19 protein-coding genes are annotated in these 19,860 nt (G+C 61.7%); 12 read left to right on the forward strand and 7 right to left on the reverse strand.

All coding sequences use genetic code 11. From position 1 onward, the window contains the following. Positions 1-33 precede the first annotated feature (33 nt). Entirely contained in the window at positions 34-2,454 is a 2,421-nt protein-coding gene (locus C8E00_RS04285) for an LPS-assembly protein LptD (RefSeq protein ID WP_133694980.1), read from the reverse strand. Positions 2,455-2,674: 220 nt separating this feature from the next. Here C8E00_RS04285 and C8E00_RS04290 point away from each other — a divergent pair, with 220 nt between their 5' ends. The 4 genes from C8E00_RS04290 to speD all read left to right on the forward strand — a co-directional run bounded on the left by C8E00_RS04290 (position 2,675) and on the right by speD (position 5,912). Continuing rightward, complete coding sequence (locus C8E00_RS04290; protein WP_133694983.1) at positions 2,675-3,709, forward strand: aminoglycoside phosphotransferase family protein; 1,035 nt, start codon at positions 2,675-2,677, stop codon at positions 3,707-3,709. After that, positions 3,706-4,374 carry an N-acetylmuramate alpha-1-phosphate uridylyltransferase MurU gene (murU, locus tag C8E00_RS04295; protein ID WP_133694985.1) on the forward strand — a complete coding sequence of 223 codons (669 nt, stop codon included), beginning with the start codon at positions 3,706-3,708 and terminating at the stop codon, positions 4,372-4,374. Before C8E00_RS04290 ends, murU begins: the two co-directional genes overlap by 4 nt. 140 nt (positions 4,375-4,514) lie before the next feature. Continuing rightward, positions 4,515-4,934: an OsmC family protein gene (locus C8E00_RS04300; RefSeq protein ID WP_133694988.1), complete on the forward strand. Its 420-nt coding sequence runs from the start codon at positions 4,515-4,517 to the stop codon at positions 4,932-4,934. Between the two features lie 183 nt (positions 4,935-5,117). Next, positions 5,118-5,912, forward strand: a complete 795-nt coding sequence (gene speD, locus C8E00_RS04305; protein ID WP_133694990.1) for an adenosylmethionine decarboxylase — start codon at positions 5,118-5,120, stop codon at positions 5,910-5,912. Between the two features lie 122 nt (positions 5,913-6,034). On the opposite strand, the gene coq7 is transcribed toward speD, so the two are convergent. The 5 genes from coq7 to phaR form a co-directional block, all read right to left on the reverse strand. Next, positions 6,035-6,676 (reverse strand): 2-polyprenyl-3-methyl-6-methoxy-1,4-benzoquinone monooxygenase, encoded by a 642-nt coding sequence (coq7, locus tag C8E00_RS04310; RefSeq protein WP_133694992.1) that lies wholly within the window; start codon positions 6,674-6,676, stop codon positions 6,035-6,037. 133 nt (positions 6,677-6,809) lie between these two features. Then, positions 6,810-7,151, reverse strand: a complete 342-nt coding sequence (locus C8E00_RS04315; protein WP_133694995.1) for a histidine triad nucleotide-binding protein — start codon at positions 7,149-7,151, stop codon at positions 6,810-6,812. A 36-nt stretch (positions 7,152-7,187) separates the two neighbouring features. Then, positions 7,188-8,060, reverse strand: a complete 873-nt coding sequence (locus C8E00_RS04320) for a phosphoribulokinase (protein ID WP_133694997.1) — start codon at positions 8,058-8,060, stop codon at positions 7,188-7,190. A 139-nt stretch (positions 8,061-8,199) separates the two neighbouring features. Further along, positions 8,200-9,498: a phosphoribosylamine--glycine ligase gene (purD, locus tag C8E00_RS04325; RefSeq protein WP_133694999.1), complete on the reverse strand. Its 1,299-nt coding sequence runs from the start codon at positions 9,496-9,498 to the stop codon at positions 8,200-8,202. A gap of 81 nt (positions 9,499-9,579) precedes the next feature. Continuing rightward, complete coding sequence (phaR, locus tag C8E00_RS04330; protein ID WP_133695001.1) at positions 9,580-10,038, reverse strand: polyhydroxyalkanoate synthesis repressor PhaR; 459 nt, start codon at positions 10,036-10,038, stop codon at positions 9,580-9,582. A 117-nt stretch (positions 10,039-10,155) separates the two neighbouring features. Between phaR and C8E00_RS04335 the strand changes: the two genes are divergently transcribed. Together C8E00_RS04335 and C8E00_RS04340 are read left to right on the forward strand one after the other, a co-directional pair. Continuing rightward, positions 10,156-10,866 carry a 16S rRNA (uracil(1498)-N(3))-methyltransferase gene (locus tag C8E00_RS04335; protein ID WP_133695004.1) on the forward strand — a complete coding sequence of 237 codons (711 nt, stop codon included), beginning with the start codon at positions 10,156-10,158 and terminating at the stop codon, positions 10,864-10,866. 335 nt (positions 10,867-11,201) lie between these two features. Next, positions 11,202-12,560 carry a methyl-accepting chemotaxis protein gene (locus C8E00_RS04340; RefSeq protein ID WP_133695006.1) on the forward strand — a complete coding sequence of 453 codons (1,359 nt, stop codon included), beginning with the start codon at positions 11,202-11,204 and terminating at the stop codon, positions 12,558-12,560. Positions 12,561-12,569: 9 nt separating this feature from the next. Here the strand turns inward: C8E00_RS04340 and C8E00_RS04345 are convergent, their stop codons facing one another. Continuing rightward, positions 12,570-13,859 carry a lytic murein transglycosylase gene (locus C8E00_RS04345; protein WP_133695008.1) on the reverse strand — a complete coding sequence of 430 codons (1,290 nt, stop codon included), beginning with the start codon at positions 13,857-13,859 and terminating at the stop codon, positions 12,570-12,572. A gap of 311 nt (positions 13,860-14,170) precedes the next feature. Between C8E00_RS04345 and C8E00_RS16595 the strand changes: the two genes are divergently transcribed. The 6 genes from C8E00_RS16595 (at position 14,171) to C8E00_RS04370 (ending at position 19,855) form a co-directional block, all read left to right on the forward strand. Continuing rightward, positions 14,171-14,347 (forward strand): hypothetical protein, encoded by a 177-nt coding sequence (locus C8E00_RS16595; protein ID WP_166638249.1) that lies wholly within the window; start codon positions 14,171-14,173, stop codon positions 14,345-14,347. Positions 14,348-14,438: 91 nt separating this feature from the next. Beyond that, the gene (locus tag C8E00_RS04350) at positions 14,439-17,237 is read left to right on the forward strand and encodes a monovalent cation/H+ antiporter subunit A (RefSeq protein ID WP_133695010.1); all 2,799 of its coding nucleotides are present in this window, start codon (positions 14,439-14,441) and stop codon (positions 17,235-17,237) included. After that, positions 17,237-17,587, forward strand: coding sequence for a Na+/H+ antiporter subunit C (locus tag C8E00_RS04355; RefSeq protein ID WP_133695012.1), 351 nt, complete (start codon positions 17,237-17,239; stop codon positions 17,585-17,587). The genes C8E00_RS04350 and C8E00_RS04355 overlap by 1 nt, the downstream gene beginning before the upstream one ends. Further along, complete coding sequence (locus C8E00_RS04360; RefSeq protein ID WP_133695015.1) at positions 17,584-19,098, forward strand: monovalent cation/H+ antiporter subunit D; 1,515 nt, start codon at positions 17,584-17,586, stop codon at positions 19,096-19,098. The genes C8E00_RS04355 and C8E00_RS04360 overlap by 4 nt, the downstream gene beginning before the upstream one ends. Continuing rightward, positions 19,095-19,592: a Na+/H+ antiporter subunit E gene (locus tag C8E00_RS04365; RefSeq protein WP_133695017.1), complete on the forward strand. Its 498-nt coding sequence runs from the start codon at positions 19,095-19,097 to the stop codon at positions 19,590-19,592. The genes C8E00_RS04360 and C8E00_RS04365 overlap by 4 nt, the downstream gene beginning before the upstream one ends. After that, positions 19,586-19,855 (forward strand): K+/H+ antiporter subunit F, encoded by a 270-nt coding sequence (locus C8E00_RS04370; RefSeq protein ID WP_133695020.1) that lies wholly within the window; start codon positions 19,586-19,588, stop codon positions 19,853-19,855. Before C8E00_RS04365 ends, C8E00_RS04370 begins: the two co-directional genes overlap by 7 nt. Positions 19,856-19,860 lie beyond the last annotated feature (5 nt).

Raw genomic sequence — 19,860 nt, forward strand, 5'->3', positions numbered from 1 at the left:
GCGACTGCCGACGGTGAAAATTTGCAAGCGGGTTTAGAAGCGCGTCGCCTGATAACCGGGGATCGCTTCCTCGAAGTAGCTGTCGGCGCCCTGGCCAATGCCGCCCAACCCCTTGAACACGAAGCGCAAGAAGACGCCACGGTTCGTGTAGTCGTCTGCGATGGTATTGGCGGTGTCGTTATCCTCGATCCATTTACGCCAGACGAGCTGTACCGCCGCACAGCAGTCATTGAACTGCACGCCCGCCAACTCTTCCAGGGCACGGTCGTTGGTGTTGTCATACAAGAAGCGGCCAATCAGGTCCAGGCTCGGCAGCGCCTGATACGCGAAGGACACATCATAGTCCTCACGGTTGTAGCCCAGGCGATCCTCGGCGTCGTCCGCCGGCTCGAATCCTTCGACTTGCCAAGTGTACCCCAGGTTCAACACATGGCCGGCGGGATCCCGGTATTGCAAATACGCCGAGGCTTTCTCGGTCATGCTGCGGTCGGGATCGTAGAACCAGGTATACCGGCTTCGCCAGCGCTCGCTCATCTGCCATTCCAGTTGAGTAATGACCGGCGAGCGGTCGCGTGTGGCGTCATACCAGTCCTGATAGTTCAACTCGCGATCCGGGAGGGTGTCGGGATTGCCGTTCATATCGATGTTGCGATTGGAAAAGTAACTGCTCTGTCCCACCGATAGAGACAACCGCTCGCGCCCCGTCTCGTCTTCCAGAAAGCGCGTGGACGCGCCATAGGATAGCTTGTTGACATCCCCCAGACGATCGGCGCCGGTGAACCTGTAAGGTGACCATAACTGCCCCCAGGACACGGCCCGTTCGCTGGTGTCGAAGTCAGGAAAACCGGTCTGGTCACGCTCAGGCACGTACGCATAATAGAGCCGTGGTTCCAGTGTCTGACGCCAATCATTACCAAACAATGTGGTCTCGCGCTCGAAGATCAGCCCCGAGTCCACCGACAGAACCGGCGCCGTCAGCGACGGGTTTTCATCGCGGTCGGTTTGCCGGTTGCCGTAGTCGAGCTCATAGCTCGTTTGCCAGAGCTGGGCGCGTGGCTCGAAGAAGCCCCAGCTGGGGCTGGTGCGCCACCCCAGCGCCGGCGCCAAGTGCACGCGAGAGCCGGTCGCCGCCTCGCGCAGAGGCACTTCCTGCTCGTCGACGTCCCGCCAGAAGTAGGTCACGTTGGAGTTCCACTCCTGATAGAAGCCACTGTCCTGTCGCCAGCGCGCATCGGCGGTCAGACTGGGCAGACGGTAGAACGGCTTGTCATTCTCGGCGAGCGGGTAGTCGAGTTTCTGATAACCTTGAGCACGGGCATCCAGCCGCCAGGTATCGCCCCGGTAAGTCGTGCGTGCCAGACGCAGCAAATGATCGGTATCCTGCTCGGCAAAATTACGCCCGAAATCATCGAAGTAACGGCCATCGCTCGCCGCCCCGTAGGCCAGCTGGTAATCCAGGCGCGGCGAAAAACGTCCCGCGTGTCGATAATCGATGTACCAACGCGATTCACCCTCGAAGGCATCGTCGGGATCATTCGGATTGTCGCTTGCCCCGCCGCGGTCACTGGCCAGGTACGCCCCCTCGAGGGTGCCCTGGTCGCTACCGAATAGATAACGGAACTCACCGCCCAACATGGCGCCATGCTCACTCATCCAGCGCGGCGAGAGGGTGGCATCGTAATTGGGGGCCAGGTTGAGATAGTAAGGCTGCGTATAGTCCAGTCCAGCACTCGAAAAACCGAGCGTCGGCCATAGAAAGCCACTCTGGCGACGATCATCGATGGGAAAGCGTAACCATGGCCAGTAGAAGACCGGCACATCGCCCATCTCCAGGCGCGCATGGGTCGCCGTACCAAAGCCTTCGGCACGGTTCAGCGTCACGTCGCTACCCACCATGCGCCACAAGCCGTTGCCTGGCTCACAGGTGGTGAAGCTGGCTTCTTCGAGACGGTAGCGGCCATCCGGCAAGCGCCGCAGTTCGACGGCATCGCCGCGCACGCGCTGGTCGTGGATCACATAGTGCGCCCTGTTGACGTGTGCGGCGTCACTCTCCAGCGACATGCTCGCGTCGCCGCCCCGCACTAGCAAGCCAGGATAACGAACCGCCGTCGGGCCTTCGGCGAACGCCCGATCACGCGCCGCGTTGACACGTACACGCGGCGCTTCGAGCTGGGTATCATCACGCCGCAGTACCACTTCGCCGGACAGGATGGTGGCCCCGCCATCGCCATAGGCAGCGGTGGCGGAAACACTACGAACTTGCCGGGGAGTGTCACCGGCGGACAACTGATAGCCCGGCTCAATGTAGCGCCCACTGCAAAGTGCGCCATTCGGCGCTTGGTCGCCCCAGGGTTGCCAATCGAGCTGCTGCGCAGGCAGGGGCGCGGGAGGCGCCGCGTGGGCAGCGCTTACCATCAAGCCTGAGAGGGCAGTCCAGAAGAGTCGCTTGCCCATGGTCCTCTGTGTCCTTGCCGAGTGGAATCGGTATTATACAGCCCCTGTCGCGTGCGTCTGCCTCGCAAGGGCGCGTTAGATGAGTAACGTGGCACGACGATACTACGCAACGCCTCGATCGTCAGCGATACGCAACAAGACAATGGACGTGCCAGGGAGTTGTCGACCAGCATGCTGCGGCGAACCAGGCCCGTCAACACGCAACCCACGAGGAGCCCGCATGAACCAGCGCGCGGAGACCCTTCAACGCTGGATCGCCCAGCAACACGACCTGCCCCTCGGCGACTGCCGCCTGGAGCAAGTCGCCGGCGATGCCAGCTTCCGCCAGTATTACCGCTTGCACCTGCCCGATGGCACCCCACGGGTGCTCATGGATGCGCCGCCCGAGCACGAGAACAACCAGGCGTTCGTGGCTATTGCACGTGACTGGCGTGCGGCCGGACTTCCCATGCCCACGCTGTATGCCATGGACCTGGCGGCCGGTTTCGTCGAACTCGAGGATCTCGGCGACGACGTCATGCATCACCATCTGACGACCGAGGCAGCGGCCAGTGCCTGGTTCGAGCGCGCCCTGCAACTGCTCGAACGCGTGCAGCGCCTGGCGCCGAGCTCGACCTTGCCCGCCTACGACCGCGCTCTACTAGCGCGCGAACTGGACCTGTTTCCAGACTGGTGCCTGTCGCGCCTGCTCGAGATTCCCGCACCGCCCGCATGGCCCATGCTGCGCGAGGCACTCATCGACAACGCCATCACCCAGCCCCAGGTCGCTGTCCATCGCGACTTCGATGCCATGAACCTGATGGTGCGCGATGACACGCTATGGCTGATCGACTTTCAGGACGCGGTACAAGGCCCCCTCAGCTACGATCTCGTCTCGCTGTTGCGGGGGCGCTATCGGCTGTGGTCGCGCGAGTGCATGGACGCCTTTATCGGCACGTTTCACCAGCGGGCACAAGCCGATGGCCGACTTCCCGCCGACAGCGATGTCGCTACTTTCGTGTGCCAAGCGGAAGCCATGGGCGTGCAACGCTCGCTCAAGGTGCTGGGGATCTTCTGCCGATTGGCACTGCGCGATGCCAAGCCCCGCTATCTGGAGCGCCTGCCGCACTTCCTCGCGCATTTGCGGCAAGGGCTCGCGGCACTGCCGGCGCACGGCGAATTCCTCACCTGGATAGATACCGCCTTCATCCCCGCGTTGTGTCGTGAACTCGACCGCCGGGGCATCGCCCACTCCTTGCAAGCGAGCGCTTCATGAAGGCCATGATACTTGCCGCCGGACTGGGGACGCGGATGCGCCCCCTCACCGACCATTGCCCCAAACCGCTGCTGCCGATCGCAGGCAAGCCACTGATCGAGCATCACCTGGAGCGTCTGGCGGCGGCCGGCGTCACCGATATCGTGATCAACGTCAGCTACCGCGCCGAGCAGATCGTCGAGGCACTCGGCGACGGCCAACGTTTCGGCGTATCGCTCGTCTTCAGCCACGAAACGACGCCCCTCGAGACGGCAGGCGGCCTGCGCCACGCATTGCCCTTGCTGGGCGAGGCTCCCTTTCTCGTCATCAATGGCGATGTCTGGTGCGATATCCCTCTGGCGACGCTTCCCGGCCTTGGCGACGACCTCGCCCACCTGATCCTGGTCGACAATCCCGACCATCACGCCGAGGGCGACTTTGCCCTCGACGATGCAGGACGCGTGCGGCTCGACAGCACGCCCCGGCTGACCTACGCGGGGCTGGCGATACTCGCCCCCGCGCTGGTCGCCGGATTGCCGGACGACGTCCCGGCAAAGCTGGCGCCCCTGCTACGCGAGGCCATCGCAGCGGGGCATGTGAGTGGCACCCATCATCGCGGCGGCTGGGTGGATGTGGGCACCCCCGAACGCCTCGCCGCATTGGACGCCCACCTGCGCGGCATTTGAGATTGGCTCCTGACATCCCCACATTGAACCGACGCCCCTACGGAAAGGCGACACAAACATGCCAACCCCGTTACCATGCATCCTTTCGAGGCCACGCCTCAGGCGCACGGCACATGCAGACAGATGAGGAATCCCAGCCCATGAAAGCCAGCATCAAATGGACCGACGGTCGCCAATTCGTCGCCGAGGCCGGCAGTGGACACAGCGTCGTGATCGACGGCAACCCGGAAAACGGCGGTCGCAATACCGGCCCCCGCCCCATGGAAATGATGCTCATGGGCCTCGGCGGCTGCACCTCGTTCGATGTCATGCAGATCCTCGACAAGTCCCGGGCGCCGGTAACGGACTGCGTGGCCAGCGTCGAGGCCGAGCGTGCCGAAGGCACACCCGCGGTGTTTACCAAGATTCACGTGCATTTCACGGTGACCGGCCACAGCCTCAAGGAAGCCCAGGTCAAGCGCGCCGTGGAGCTTTCCGCCGACAAGTATTGCAGCGCGTCCATCATGCTCGCGCGTGGCGGCGTCGAGATGACGCATTCCTACGAGATCGTCGACGCGTGACACGCCCACGCGGCGTGTGCGTGACGACATGAGCCGCATGGTGGCGCGAAAGAAATTGCACTCGACAGGTGCGCCGGTCACGGTGGATGTGCATAATACGCGCCTTCCTGCATACGCTTCTGCTCGAGTTCCGGCGCCTGTTCGTCGGGTTCAGTACCAACCTGCCAATTGGGAGGCTCGGACGTGACCGATAATCTCCGACTCCACGGGTTCAACAACCTGACCAGCTCGCTGAGCTTCAACATCTACGACATCTGCTACGCCAAGACGGAACAGCAGCGCAAGGCGTACATCGATTACATCGACGAGCTTTACAATGCCGAACGCCTGACGCAGATCCTCAAGGACGTCACCAACATCATCGGCGCGCACGTGCTCAATATATCGCGTCAGGATTACGAGCCGCACGGCGCCAGCGTGACCATCCTCATCGCTGAGCATGAGCTCGACGAACACGACCCGGAGCATATCGAACCGGGGCCAGGGCCGCTACCCGAAACCGTCGTCGGGCACCTCGACAAGAGCCACGTCACGGTGCATACCTACCCAGAATCGCACCCCGACAACGGCATCAGCACCTTTCGCCTGGATATCGACGTGTCGACCTGCGGCATGATCAGCCCGCTCAAGGCACTGAATTATCTCATCCACAGTTTCGATTCCGATATCGTGACCACGGATTATCGCGTGCGCGGCTTCACCCGCGATGTCGACGGCCGCAAGCTGTTCATCGACCACGACATCACCTCCATTCAGGATTACCTGGCGGAGGACACCAAGCGCGCCTACCAGATGGTCGACGTCAACGTCTATCAGGAAAACATGTTTCATACCAAGATGTTGCTGAAAGACTTCGAACTCGATAACTACCTGTTTGGCAGCACACGCCGCGACCTCACTTTCGAAGAGGCCCGCAACATCGAAGACCGACTGCGCAAGGAAATGCTGGAAATCTTCTACTCGCGCAACCTCGACTGACCCACCACCTCGCGGCTGAGCGGCACAGCGCCCGTTGAAGACCGAAAGCCCCCTGCCGGTTAAAGCCGACAGGGGGCTGTCTTGATGTTCCTTGCAGCTTCCGGCTTATCGCCAGAATGCGCTCATAACTGATAAACCGATTTAGTCATCACCCTGGACATCAAGCGCATGCCCAGTTTGACCGGCATGGGAAAGCGCGCACCGCCCGCCTCCAGCGCCCAGCGTTCGTGATGCGCCTCGTCGGTGCGCATCTGCTCGAGCACCGCCCGCGAGCGGCGATCGCCCATCGGCAGCTTGTGCATGTGGTCGTCAAGATGCCGGCCGACCTGCTCTTCGGTGGCGGCCACGAACCCCAGGCTGATGTTGTCGCCCAACTTGCCGGCCAGCGCGCCCATGCCAAACGAGGCCGCATAGAAGGCAGGATTGAGATAGCTGGTCCGACCATCGAGCTCGCGCAAGCGTTCATCGCACCACGCGAGGTGGTCGATCTCTTCGGACGCCGCCTGCTCCATCTGAGCACGCGTCTCGTGCAGCTTGGCGGTGGCTCCCTGTCCCTGATAGAGCGCCTGGGCGCACACCTCACCGGTATGATTGATGCGCATCAGTCCTGCGGCATGACGGCGTTCGGCGTCGGTCATCTCGGCATCCTGCGTCCCCACCGCAGGATTGGCACGCGACGCACTGGCGGCATGCGGCACGAGCGTACGCAGGATGGTATCGAACTGCTGGATCAGGTTGTCGGTGCGGGAAAGCTGACGCGACATGTGGAAGTCTCCATGCAACGAAGCGGAGTGTAAAAGCACGAGCATCGTAAAACCGGGCCGCTCGAGGAGCGACCCGGCAGCATCGATGCGTCCATCGCTGGGAAGAAACGCGCAAGCCGCTGGCGCGTTACGGTCAGCCCGCTGGCCAAGTGAAGCGACGACCGCCCATCAAATGCATATGCACATGATAGACCGACTGGCCGCCATGGTCATTGCAATTCATCACCACGCGATAACCGTCCTCGGCAAAACCGAGATCCCGCGCCAAGCGTGCGGCGGTATGCTGTAACCGCCCGACCAACGCCAGATCGCCCTCTTCGATATCGTTGAGCGTGGCGATGTGCTTCTTGGGGATGATCAAAATATGCGTGGGTGCCTGAGGGTTGACGTCGTGAAACGCCAACACGTGATCATCCTCGTAGGCGATATCCGGCTCGATATCGCCTTTCACCATCTTGCAGAACAGACAATCCATGAGCCTTTCTCCTCGCGTCGATGTAGAAATGACTGTCTAGCGGAAGCGACGCTGATCCAACAACTGCGTCACCAGCGGTGCCAGGATCAGATCCATGGCCAACGACATGCGTGCCCCCGGCACTACCAGCGTATGCGGACGCGTCATGAAAGAGTCGCGAATCATGGTCAGTAGATACGGAAAATCCACCACATGCGGATCGCGGAAGCGGATCACCACCATGGACTCGGCATCGGTGGGAATGTCCTGCACCTCGAAGGGGTTGGACGTATCCACCGTCGGCACACGCTGGAAGTTGATATGACTGCGCGAAAACTGCGGCTGAATGTAACGCACGTAATCGTGCATGCGACTCAGGATGGTATCGATCACCGACTCCTGAGAATGGCCGCGCAGATTGGTATCGCGATGAATCTTCTGGATCCACTCGAGATTCATCGTCGGCGCCACGCCGACCAGCAGATCGACATGCTTGGCAATATCGTATTCGTGCGTGACCAGACCGCCATGCAAGCCTTCGTAGAACAGCAGGTCGGTGCCGCCGGGCACCGGCTCCCACTCGGTGAACGTGCCGACCTGGTACCCAGCCTCGATATGCTGCTTGTCCTCGGCATGGATATAATGACGGTGCATGCCCATGCCCAGATCACCGTACTCTTGGAACAGGCCTTCGAGACGATCGAGCAGGTTGGCCTCCACCGCGAAATGTGACAGTTCGGACTTGCGGTTGGGCTCTTCCTCGAAGATGCGTGCCAACTCATCGCGCGTGTAGCGGTGGAAAGCATCGCCGTCGACGAACGCCGCATGAATGTCTTCACGCGCGAACATGCGCTCGAACGTCCGCTTGACGGTCGTGGTACCGGCACCCGAGGAGCCGGTCACCGCAATGATCGGGTATTCACGCGACATGACGCATCTCTCCGGCTCGCGAAATTCTCATCACCCGGCACATGCTCGCCGCGCGGTCGGCTCTGCTCGATCGTACAGCTTTCATGTCGCGTTACCCTGCTCGTCGCTTATCGTTTGGTAGGGCGAGGCGTCGAACGTCTCATGCGCCGGCATCGCGCTCGCGCGCCACGGCAAGATGAGCGATGTCACGGCGATACAACGCATCCGGCCAATCGATCGCTGCCACGCCTTCATAGGCATGCTCGCGCGCCACCGTGACACGTGCCCCCAGCGCCGTTACACATAGCACGCGGCCACCGCTGGTCACGACTCGACCATCGTCGCGCAGGGCGGTCCCGGCGTGGAAGACCTTGCATCCCACGGCCTCGGCCCCGTCGAGGCCGTCGATGACGTCCCCCTTGCGATACGCGTCGGGATAGCCGCCCGCCGCCATGACCACGCCCACTGCCGCGCGGGTGTCCCACTCGCATTGCTGGACCGCAAGCTGACCACGAGTCGCCGCCAGACACAGCCCTACCAGGTCTGACTTCAAGCGCAGCAGAATCGGCTGGGTTTCCGGATCACCGAAGCGGCAGTTGTACTCGATCACCTTGGGCGCGCCTTGCGGTGAGATCATCAGCCCTGCATACAAGAAGCCGGTATAGGGGCGCCCTTCGATCGCCATGCCGTGCACGGTGGGCAGGATGACCTCCCGCATGATGCGCTGCTCGACTGCCGGCGTCACCACGGGTGCCGGCGAATAGGCCCCCATACCGCCGGTATTGGGGCCGGTATCGCCATCGCCGGCACGCTTGTGGTCCTGGCTGGTGGCCATCGGCAACACATCCTCGCCATCCACCATGACGATGAAGCTGGCTTCCTCGCCTTCCAGAAACTCTTCGATCACCACCCGCGCGCCGGCATCACCGAAGGCATTGCCAGCCAGGATATCGCGTACCGCCGCGTCGGCTTCTTCCAGCGTCATGGCGACGATCACCCCTTTGCCGGCGGCAAGGCCATCGGCCTTGACGACGATCGGCGCCCCCTGTTCGCGCACATAGGCCAGCGCCGGCTCGACGTCGCTGAAGGTAGCGTAGGCCGCAGTGGGAATCGCATGCCGAGCAAGAAAGTCCTTGGCGAAGGCCTTGGAGCCCTCCAACTGGGCGGCGGCCTGGGTGGGACCGAAGACCGCCAATCCCGCCGCCTGGAAACGATCGACCACCCCCTCGACCAATGGCGCTTCGGGGCCGACGATGGTCAGCTCTATGCCGTTGTCACGCGCAAAGAGCTCCAAACCCACCAAATCGGTGGCGGCGATATCCACGTTGGTGAGCTTCGACTCGCGCGCCGTGCCGGCGTTCCCCGGCGCCACGAAGACAGCATCGACCTGTGGGGATTGGGCTGCCTTCCAGGCGAGTGCGTGCTCGCGGCCACCGCCGCCGATGATCAAAACCTTCATCTGGATAAGACCTTATGAAACTATGACGAAAAAAGATCGACCCATTATGGCAGAAAGCATGCGCCACGACAGAGCCAGGCGTCAGCGTTCCGGCGCATCATCATCCTGCGCTTGGTTCTGGCGCATCATGCGCTGCCAAAAGCGCAGGTTCTCCTCCGCCAATTCGTGCATGGTCTCCACTGGCGAGTGACGCATCGCCTGCTGCCATTGATCCTGCATACGGCGCTGCTGCTCGAGCATCAACTGCGTGCCCTGTTCGAGATAACGGGCCAGTGGCAGAGGCTGCGCCATGGCGTAAATACGGATCAACTGCTCGAGCAAGGCATTGGAAAAAACGTCAGCTTGGTTATCGTCACGCTGTTCCTGCTCAGTGATGATCGACAACAGGATAGGCCGGGTCAGATCCTCACCGCTCTTGGCATCCTCGACGCGAAACGGGACCTCGTCGAGTACCAGACGACGCAAGTCTTCCAGCGTCACATAATGACTCTGCTGAGTATCGTAGAGACGACGATTGGCATATTTGCGTATTACGCGCACGGCGCAGTCCTTGCTGAGGCTTTCATTGCATTGTGCACCGACATTCGAGCAGCGCAAGCCACCCGCGACAGGGCAGCGGTGTGATAGTAGACTACGCGCGTCATTCGCGGAGCCTTCATGAACCTCATTCTCTTCGACGATAACGACCGTCTCGATGCCCAGCGCATGCATCTGCGCGACCCCGTGCGCCTGCGCCACCTGCGCGAGGTACACCATGCGACACCCGGCGACGAGTTGAGCGTGGGCCTGGTCGGCGGCGCGCTGGGACGCGGGCGGCTGCAATCGCTGGACGACACGGGCGCCATCTTCACGGTAACCCTGGATCGCGAGCCTCCCGCGCCCCTGCCGGTCCATTTGCTGCTGGCGTTGCCGCGCCCGCGCATGCTGGCGCGCACCCTCGAGCACGTCACCGCACTAGGGGTAAAACGGCTCACCCTGCTGCATACCCGCCGCGTCGAAAAAAGCTATTGGCAGTCGCCGGAACTGTCCCCCGAGAAGATTCGCCACCATCTACGCCTCGGGCTCGAGCAGGCACGCGATACGCATCTGCCATGCGTGACCTTCGAACCACGCTTCAAGCCCTTCATCGAAGACCGCCTGCCAGCACACCTGAGTGGCCGGCGTGCCCTGATCGCGCATCCCGGCATGGCCACGACCTGCCCACGCGGCCTGGAGGAACCCGTCACACTGGCGATCGGCCCCGAGGGCGGCTTCGTGCCTTATGAAGTCGAGCGCTTCGAGGCGCTCGGCTTCGAAGGCGTGCACCTCGGTGAACGCATACTACGCGTCGAAACCGCCGTGACCGCACTGCTAGCGCGGCTTTTCTAGACCTGCTGCACATCCCCTTCTCGCCCTTCTTCTTCGCCATGTCGTAACGCCTCCGTGGCTCACTTTCCGTCGGCTTGCATGGCTTCTCGGTGACCTCTCGCGGGCTGCGACGGCACCCGATACCCCCTCCTCAAGTGCCGAGAGATCACCGCTACCATCACCACCGTGTGATGGATCGATGATGCTCTTCCATACAAAAGCTGGACACAGGGAGTTAAATGTACAATCATTGTACATGTTACATTTGCTCACTTTCAGGCTACAGCCGAAGCACACTGACAACGAAAAGAAACATTCAATAGCGAATCTGTCACCACCTCCGACATGGAGATTCCATGGTCCGTTTCCGCCAGCAGCGCCGCCACGCCGCCACGCTCGAGGCACTCGATCGTGCCACCGCCATCGTCCACTTTCATCCCGACGGGACGGTGCTCGATGCCAATGCGAACTTCCTGGAAGTAACGGGATACCGTCTAGACGAGCTTCAAGGACGACACCACCGCCTGTTGTGCGAACCGGCTCACGCACAAAGCGACGCGTACCGCGACTTCTGGCGTCGCCTGGCGCATGGCGAGTCCATGACCGGGCGCTACAAGCGCCTCGGCAAAGGGGGACGGCCCCTCTGGCTCGAAGCATCGTACATGCCGATACTCGGGCGATCTGGACGGGTCAAGCGCGTGGTCAAGACCGCCAGTGACATCACCGACAAGGTGCAAGCCGAAAACGACATGCGCAGCCGCCTCGACGCTCTGGATCGCTCCACCGCCGTCATCGAATTCACCCCTACAGGCGATATCCTGACCGCCAACACCAACTTCCTGGCGACCGTGGGATATCGTCTCGAGGACGTGGCCGGGGCCCATCACCAGCTTTTCTGCGAAGCCGAGTATGCCAACAGTCAGGCATACCGTGACTTCTGGGCACGCCTCAACGCCGGTGAATTCATTGCCGGCGAGTTCAAGCGCCTCGATAGCCAGGGGCGGCCACTGTGGCTAGAAGCCACGTACAACCCGGTTTTCGATAATCACGGCAACTTGTACAAAATCATCAAGTTCGCCACCGACATCACTCAACGCGTCGAACGCCATCGGGCGGAATCAGACAGCGCCCGCATGGCGTATCGCATTTCCACCGACACCGACGTCAGCGCCACCGACGGCGCGCGTATCATTGGCGAGGCCATCGAAGAGATCCGCCACATCGAGACGCGGATTCGACAGACATCCACCATCATCGACGAACTCACGCAACGTTCGCAGGATATCAATGCGGTCATCGAGAACATCCAGCAGATCACCGAGCAAACCAACCTGCTGGCACTCAATGCCGCCATCGAAGCAGCACGCGCAGGCGAGCATGGCCGAGGGTTCGCGGTGGTCGCTCGCGAGGTACGCGAGCTCTCGACCCGCACGGCCCACGCCACTCGCGATATCGTGTCGACGACCGGCACCCTGCGCGAGTTGACCCAACGAGCCGATGCCGGAATGCGTGACTGCCTGAGTGGTGTGGAAAGCGGGGTCAGACATGCGGAAGGCGCCGGCGAGACGATTGAGCGCATTCGCCAGGGAGCCAATGAAGTGGTCGCCGCCATCGAGCGTTTCTCCGCGACGCTGGACGACGATCAACGAGATGCGCCGCAAGCGCCCCATGCGTCGCGGCAGGCGACCGCGGCCTCCCTCCCCGCAACCGCCTGAGCGATACGCTTACCGCGCGGATGCCTCGCGCACGCTGTCGAGCAGTGCAGGCGTGGGAAAGCCATCCGCCGTCATGCCTTGGCTGCGCTGGAAGGCGCGCAGGCCCTTGCGGGTATTGGGCCCCACGATGCCATCCGGCGGTCCGCCGGTGGAAAAACCCAAGGCGTTGAGACGACCTTGCATGTCCTTGACCTGGGTACGTGACAGCGGCTCGACCTCACGCGGCCAGTCGCCTTGAATGCCGTCGCCGCCCGCGATGCGCTCGGCCAGCGTCACGACCGCCAGGGCATAGCTGGTCGACGCGTTGTAGCGCATGATGGCACGGAAATTGGGGCCCACCAGAAACGCCGGCCCGCGCGCGCCCGCTGGCGCAATCACCGAGGCCGCGTCGAACGTCGGCAAGGTTCCTTCACGGGCGGTCACGCCCTGTGCTCGCCAGGCAGCACTGGAATGACGTACCGCCAGTTCGGTCTGCGAGTAGTCGAAATCATCGGGCAAGATGACCTCCGTGCCCCAGGGTTGCCCGGCCTGCCAACCGGCTTCCTCGAGGTAATGCGCGGTCGAGGCCATCACATCGTCGATGCTGCCCCAGATATCGCGGCGACCGTCACCGTCGGCGTCAACGGCATAGGCGAGGAAGCTCGACGGCAGAAACTGCGTGTGTCCCATGGCGCCGGCCCAGGAACCGCGCATGTGGTCGCGGTCGATATCGCCGCTTTGTAGAATTTTCAAGGCCGCGAGCAACTCGTGACGGGCGAAGTCCTGGCGCCGCCCCTCGAACCCCAGCGTGGCCAGCGCGTTGATGGTCGAAAAGTGGCCAAAATAGCTGCCGTAGTTGCTTTCCACGCCCCAGATTGCCGTCAATATCTCAGCCGGCACCGCATAGCGGTTTTCCGCGCGGATGGCGGCATCACGATGGGCGTCGAGCTTGGCACGCCCCTGGCGAACGCGCTGCTCGGAGACCGCCGTGTCCAGATATGCCCACACCGGCCTGGAGAACTCCGGTTGAGAACGGTCGAGTTCGATGATGCGCGGCTGAAAACTCACCTGGTCGAAGGCAGCCGCAAGCGTGACCTCGTCGATGCCGGCGTTCGCAGCCTCTTGGCGAAACGCCGCGACCCAGGCGGCGAAGTCGCGGTACGTCTGCTCGCCGCCCTGCGTGTCATGGGTACTGGCACTTGAGGCCTGCGCCGATGAGCTGTCGACCGAAGCCGTTGAAGCAGCGGTATCGCTGGTCGCCATACCTTGGCATCCTGCCAAGTAAAGTCCCAATGCGAGGCCGAAAATGGGTCGTTTCATGTGTCGTTCCTTGTCAATGACGACGATGAGGGCCAAGCGCCGAGCGACGCGGGGCGGATCAGGCCGACAGGCACAGCTGCCGCGCAGGGGCCATGCTACCTAGCCGACAACGCTGCCACCAGAGTTGGCATGCCCAGATAAAGCATGCACCGCTGCATCTTTCGCCGCCCATGCTATAGCGAGGCCAGGAAGGTGCGTGGTACATTCGATCGACCATCTCGTTTTGGCGCTCGACGTAGCAAATAATCAGTCGATACAAGCCGCTGTACGCACAGCTTCGCGCCGAAGCGTCCCGAAGGAGGAGAGACACCATGACAGGACACTCCCTGCCCGGCTGCCTGCCGCTGCGCATGCCCTGCCATTACGGTGCCCATCGTCTGTCACTCATGCCAGCCGGCGATGCAACCGACCGCACCCCTGCTTGGATGCTGGCACCACGAGGTATCAGACGGCCTTATCTGACGGATCCTCCCACCGTCTGCGACTGACGTTCGCGCCGCTGCCGTCCATACTCGTATCCGAGTCTCCGCCCGGATGAGCTCGGGTACTCTCAAACGTTAAACGACAAGAGCAAGTTGCATGTCATTGCTACTGATCGTGCTGTTGCCGCTGCTCGGCAGTCTGTTGCCATTGCTGAGTTCAAACCAGCGACGCCATCAATGCGCGCTGTTGACCGCTGCGATGCCACTCGTCGCACTGCTGGTCACATTACGCGAAACCCCCGGCATTCTCGCCGGCGAGGTGCCGCGCCTGGCGCTTTCGTGGGTGCCGGCACTGGGCCTGGACCTCGCCTTTCGCCTCGACGGTCTCTCGCTGTTGTTCGTGCTGCTGATCCTGGGGATCGGGCTGCTGATCATCCTCTATGCACGCCACTACCTGTCCGAAACGGACAACATGCCGCGCTTCTATGCGTACCTGATGCTCTTCATGACCTCGATGCTGGGCATCGTGATGGCCGACAACCTCATCCTGCTATGGATGTTCTGGGAATTGACCAGCCTGTCGTCGTTTTTGCTGATCGGCTTCTGGAGCCATCAATCAGCTGCACGCAAGGGCGCTCGCATGGCGCTGGCCGTTACCGGGATGGGCGGGCTGGCATTGCTCGCCGGCCTCATCCTGATCGGCCAGATCGTCGGCACCTTCGACATGCAGACGGTGCTCGATAGCCGCGATGTCATCCTGGCGGATCCGCGCTATTTGCCGGCATTGCTCTTGATCCTTCTCGGCGCGTTCACCAAGTCGGCCCAGTTTCCATTCCAGTTCTGGCTTCCCCAGGCCATGGCGGCACCGACGCCGGTATCGGCCTTCCTGCACTCGGCGACCATGGTCAAGGCCGGCGTCTTCCTGTTGGCCCGTCTGCATCCGGCATTGGCCGGGTCACAGGCATGGTTGTATCTGGTTAGCCTGACCGGCCTTGTGACCATGCTTTATGGTGCCTATTTCGCACTGACCAAGCTCGATCTCAAAACGATTCTGGCGTACTCGACGGTCAGCCACCTGGGGCTGATCACCATGCTGTTCGGGCTCAACAGCCAGATGGCGGTGGTCGCCGGGATCTTTCATATTCTTAACCATGCCACTTTCAAGGCGGCACTGTTCATGACCGCCGGCATCGTCGATCATGAATGCGGCACGCGCGACATTCGCAAGCTCAAGGGCCTGTGGCGCTACATGCCAATGACCACTGCCCTGGCCGCCGCCACCGCCGCCTCGATGGCCGGTCTACCGCTGTTCAGCGGGTTTTTATCCAAGGAGATGATGCTCGCCGAGACGCTGAATACGCAGCTCCTTGGCGGCTTGGCCTGGTTGATTCCGGCCCTGGCCACCCTGGGGAGCATTTTATCCGTTTCATATTCGCTGCGTTACGTGCGCAATACCTTCTTCGACGGCCAGCCGCGCGAGCTCAAGAAAACACCGCATGAAGCACCGTTTCCCATGCGTCTACCGGTCCTGGTACTGGCCATCGTCTGCGTGGTCGTCGGTATCTTCCCGGCGCTGACCACCACAGCGCTGTTGACGGCCGCCGCCAATTCAGCCTTGACGACGACCGCTCCCGAGCTCCACCTCAGCATCTGGCATGGATTCAACCTGCCCCTGCTGATGAGCGCGATCGCGCTGGCCGGGGGCCTGATAGTGTATTTGTTGCGCCAGCATCTCTTCACCTTCCATCGCCAGTTCCCGGCGCGCGACTCGCTGGCGATCTTCGAAGGGGCCGTTCAGCGGCTGGTACGCTTCTCGCAGTGGGGCATCGACACCCTCGAGAACGGCTCGCTGCAACGCTACATGCTGTGGGTGGTGATCAGTGCCCTGGCAGTCGCCGGTATCAGCCTCACCGGCATCGAAACGTTGAAAGGCGAGCTGGCCATTCAAGAGGCCAGTCCCTTGGTCATCGTCGGCGCCGCGATCACCTGCTTCGCCGGCCTGGCAACGGCCTTTCTCCATCGCCGTCGCCTGATTTCGCTGATCATGCTCTCGGTGGTCGGTTTGATGGCCTCGCTGATCTTTGCGCGTTTCTCGGCGCCCGACCTGGCATTGACCCAGCTGGCGGTCGAGGTCGTTACCGTGATCCTGCTGATGTTGGCACTGTTCTTCTTGCCACAGAAGACACCCAAGGAGTCGAGTGCGTCGCGCATCGTGCGCGATGTCCTGTTGTCCGCAGGCTTTGGTGGGGTGGTGGCGAGTCTCAACTACGCACTACTGACGCGTCCGTTGAATTCGATTTCGGATTTCTTCCTCGAAAATAGCGTTCCCCAAGGGGGCGGCCACAACGTGGTCAACGTGATTCTGGTCGACTTCCGTGGCTTCGATACCCTGGGCGAAATCACGGTGCTATGCATCGCCGGGATCGGTATCTACAAGCTGCTCAATCGCCTACGCCTGTTCATGCCCTCCAGTGACAGCGAAGGGCGGCCCTGGTCGCCGGATCGCTACCCGACGATCCTGGCATCGGTCTCACAGACCCTGCTGCCGATGGCGCTACTGGTCTCGGTCTTCATCTTCCTGCGCGGCCATAACGCGCCCGGTGGGGGCTTTATTGCCGGACTCGTGACGGCAGTGGCATTGATCCTGATGTATATCGCCCATGGGGTGGAATGGGCGCAGCAACGCTTGTCGTTCCAGTATCAGCCGATCGCCGTCTCCGGCGTCACCATTGCGGCACTGACCGGCATCGGCAGCTGGGCCTTCGGACATCCGTTCTTGACGTCAGCCTTCGGTCATTTCCATATCCCGTTGATCGGTAACGTGGAGCTGGCCACCGCCATGCTCTTCGATCTTGGTGTCTACCTCACCGTGGTCGGTGCCACGCTGATGATCCTTGCCAACCTCGGCAAGGTGACCACGCCTCACCGTCCCTCCAAGCAGAAGGAGAAAGCGTGATGGAAGCGCTATTCGCGACCACCACGGGCATCCTGGCCGCCAGTGGACTGTATCTGGCGCTACGCGGACGTACCTTCCCCGTGGTCGTGGGTCTGACGTTGTTGTCCTACGCCGTCAACCTGTTCCTGTTCTCCACCGGCGGACTGACCACCGGCAAGGCAGCCGTCATCAGCGGCGATGCGGGCGAGTACACCGACCCGCTACCGCAGGCCTTGGTACTCACCGCCATCGTCATCGGCTTCGCCATGACCGCCTTTTCGGTCATTCTTGCCATGCGCGTGCGCGGTGACGTGGGGAGCGATCACGTCAACGGCAATCGCATCGACGAGCCGCGAGAGGACAAGTCCTGATGCAGCACTTGATCATTCTGCCGGTTCTGCTGCCACTCTTCACCGGCGTGGCATTGCTGATCCATCGTGGCGGCGCGCTGACCTTGCGCCGCACAGCCAACGTCCTCTCGACGATCGCACTGGTCGTGGTGGGCATCTTGCTGGTCGCCGAAAGCACCGACGATACCATCCGCTATTACGCGCTGGGCGATTGGCAACCGCCGTTCGGTATCATCCTGGTGCTCGACCGCCTCTCTGCATTGATGGTGATGCTGACGTCGGTACTGGCATTGGGTAGTCTGCTATACGCCTGCGCCGGTGATGACGAGCAAGGCTCCAATTTTCACGGACTCTTTCAGCTGCAATTGATGGGCATCAACGGGGCCTTCCTGACCGGCGATATCTTCAACCTGTTCGTCTTCTTCGAAGTATTGCTCATTGCCTCCTATGCACTGCTGATGCACGGCGGCGGCAAGGCACGGACACATGCCGGCTTTCATTACGTGGCACTCAATCTGCTCGGGTCGATGCTGTTTCTGATCGCGCTCGGTGTGATCTATGGGACGACGGGAACCCTCAACATGGTCGATATATCGATGGCCATTCCGAGCCTGAGTCCCGTCGATCTCGGGCTCGTCAAGGCGGGCGCCCTGCTGCTGCTGATCGTGTTTGGACTCAAGGCGGCCATGCTGCCACTGTATTTCTGGCTGCCACGCGCCTATGCCGCCGCACCCGCGCCGGTAGCGGCGTTGTTCGCGATCATGACCAAGGTCGGCATCTATTCGATCATTCGTGTCTACACGCTGATTTTCGGCGAACAGGCCGGTCCTTTGGCCAATCTCGCCCAACCGTGGGTGTGGTGGTTAGGCTTGGCCACGCTCGCGCTTGCGGCCGTGGGCGTCCTCTCCGCGCGCGACATGCGCACCCAAGTGGCGTACCTGATTCTGATCTCGGTGGGTACCCTCTTGGCGGGCATCGGTATGGGGAGCGAGGCCGCACTGAGTGCGTTGTTGTTTTACCTGATCCATACGACGCTGGTGAGTGGCGGTTTATTCCTGCTGGTGGATGCCATCGCGCAACAACGCGGCAAGGCCGGCGCACGCATCGTACAGTCTCGCACGTTGACGCAGCCCACCATGCTGGGGCTGATGTTCTTCGCCGGGATGATCGCCATCGCCGGTTTGCCACCTTTATCCGGCGCCTTCGGCAAGGCACTGCTTCTTCAGGCGGCGACGACGGTGCAGCAGTATTGGCTGTGGCCCATCCTTCTGACCAGCGGGCTGGCCGCCTTGATCGCTCTGTCGCGAACCGGGTCGACCATCTTCTGGCGGGCCTCGGGCGAGAAAACCGGTACCACACTAGGCCCCTTGCGCGCTGCCGGCGCGTTAATGCTGATCGGTTGCGCTCCGCTCATCGTCGCCTTTGCCGGCCCCATCACCGCATTCACCCAAGCGACCGCCGCTCAATTGCTCGACCGCGATGCCTATGTGCAGGCGATCATCGCGCGGGGCGACACGGGAGGTGACGCATGATTCGTCCTCGCAAATGGCTGCCGATGCCATTGTTGTCCGTCTTGTTGCTGATCGTGTGGCTGCTGCTGATGAACAGCATCGCCCTGGGCCATTGGCTACTCGGCGGCTTCCTGGCCATTGTCATTCCGCTGATCACCGAGCCCTTCTGGGAGGCGCAACCCAGGATCAAACGGCCTTGGCTCATGGTGCGCTATTTCTTTCGGGTCTTGATCGATATCGTCATCGCCAACCTGGAAGCGTCCAAGGTCATACTTGATCCACGCGGCCGGGCGCGCCCTGCCTTCGTCGAGTATCCGCTCGAGCTGCAGGAGAATTTCGCGATCACCATGCTGGCCAGTACCATCACTCTCACGCCCGGCACGGTGTCGGCACATTTGCGCATGGACGGCAAGACACTATTGATCCATGTGCTGGATGTCGGTGATATCGACGACATGAAGCGTCATATCCATGAGCGCTACGAGCGTCCGCTCAAGGAGATCTTCGAATGCTAGATATTGCTCTCAAGATCAGCGTGACGCTGTTCACGATCGCGATCGTCCTCAACCTCTACCGCCTGGCGGTCGGCCCCAGCCTGCCTGATCGCATCCTGGCACTGGACACCATGTACGTGAACTCCATCGCCTTGATCGTACTGTTCGGCATTTGGCTGGGAGATCGCACCTACTTCGAAGCGGCGCTACTGATCGCCATGCTCGGTTTCGTGAGCACCGTGGCGGTCTGCAAGTATCTGCTGCGCGGCGATATCATCGAATAGTGGAG

The organism is Chromohalobacter marismortui (assembly GCF_004364315.1).
GTDB lineage: Bacteria > Pseudomonadota > Gammaproteobacteria > Pseudomonadales > Halomonadaceae > Chromohalobacter > Chromohalobacter marismortui.

Coding starts and splice junctions, on each gene's coding strand:
- C8E00_RS04285 (WP_133694980.1), bottom strand. CDS start 2,454: ATGGGCAAGCGACTCTTCTGGACTGCCCTCTCAGGCTTGATGGTAAGC.
- C8E00_RS04290 (WP_133694983.1), top strand. CDS start 2,675: ATGAACCAGCGCGCGGAGACCCTTCAACGCTGGATCGCCCAGCAACAC.
- murU (WP_133694985.1), top strand. CDS start 3,706: ATGAAGGCCATGATACTTGCCGCCGGACTGGGGACGCGGATGCGCCCC.
- C8E00_RS04300 (WP_133694988.1), top strand. CDS start 4,515: ATGAAAGCCAGCATCAAATGGACCGACGGTCGCCAATTCGTCGCCGAG.
- coq7 (WP_133694992.1), bottom strand. CDS start 6,676: ATGTCGCGTCAGCTTTCCCGCACCGACAACCTGATCCAGCAGTTCGAT.
- C8E00_RS04315 (WP_133694995.1), bottom strand. CDS start 7,151: ATGGATTGTCTGTTCTGCAAGATGGTGAAAGGCGATATCGAGCCGGAT.
- C8E00_RS04320 (WP_133694997.1), bottom strand. CDS start 8,060: ATGTCGCGTGAATACCCGATCATTGCGGTGACCGGCTCCTCGGGTGCC.
- purD (WP_133694999.1), bottom strand. CDS start 9,498: ATGAAGGTTTTGATCATCGGCGGCGGTGGCCGCGAGCACGCACTCGCC.
- C8E00_RS04335 (WP_133695004.1), top strand. CDS start 10,156: ATGAACCTCATTCTCTTCGACGATAACGACCGTCTCGATGCCCAGCGC.
- C8E00_RS04340 (WP_133695006.1), top strand. CDS start 11,202: ATGGTCCGTTTCCGCCAGCAGCGCCGCCACGCCGCCACGCTCGAGGCA.
- C8E00_RS04345 (WP_133695008.1), bottom strand. CDS start 13,859: ATGAAACGACCCATTTTCGGCCTCGCATTGGGACTTTACTTGGCAGGA.
- C8E00_RS16595 (WP_166638249.1), top strand. CDS start 14,171: ATGACAGGACACTCCCTGCCCGGCTGCCTGCCGCTGCGCATGCCCTGC.
- C8E00_RS04350 (WP_133695010.1), top strand. CDS start 14,439: ATGTCATTGCTACTGATCGTGCTGTTGCCGCTGCTCGGCAGTCTGTTG.
- C8E00_RS04355 (WP_133695012.1), top strand. CDS start 17,237: ATGGAAGCGCTATTCGCGACCACCACGGGCATCCTGGCCGCCAGTGGA.
- C8E00_RS04365 (WP_133695017.1), top strand. CDS start 19,095: ATGATTCGTCCTCGCAAATGGCTGCCGATGCCATTGTTGTCCGTCTTG.
- C8E00_RS04370 (WP_133695020.1), top strand. CDS start 19,586: ATGCTAGATATTGCTCTCAAGATCAGCGTGACGCTGTTCACGATCGCG.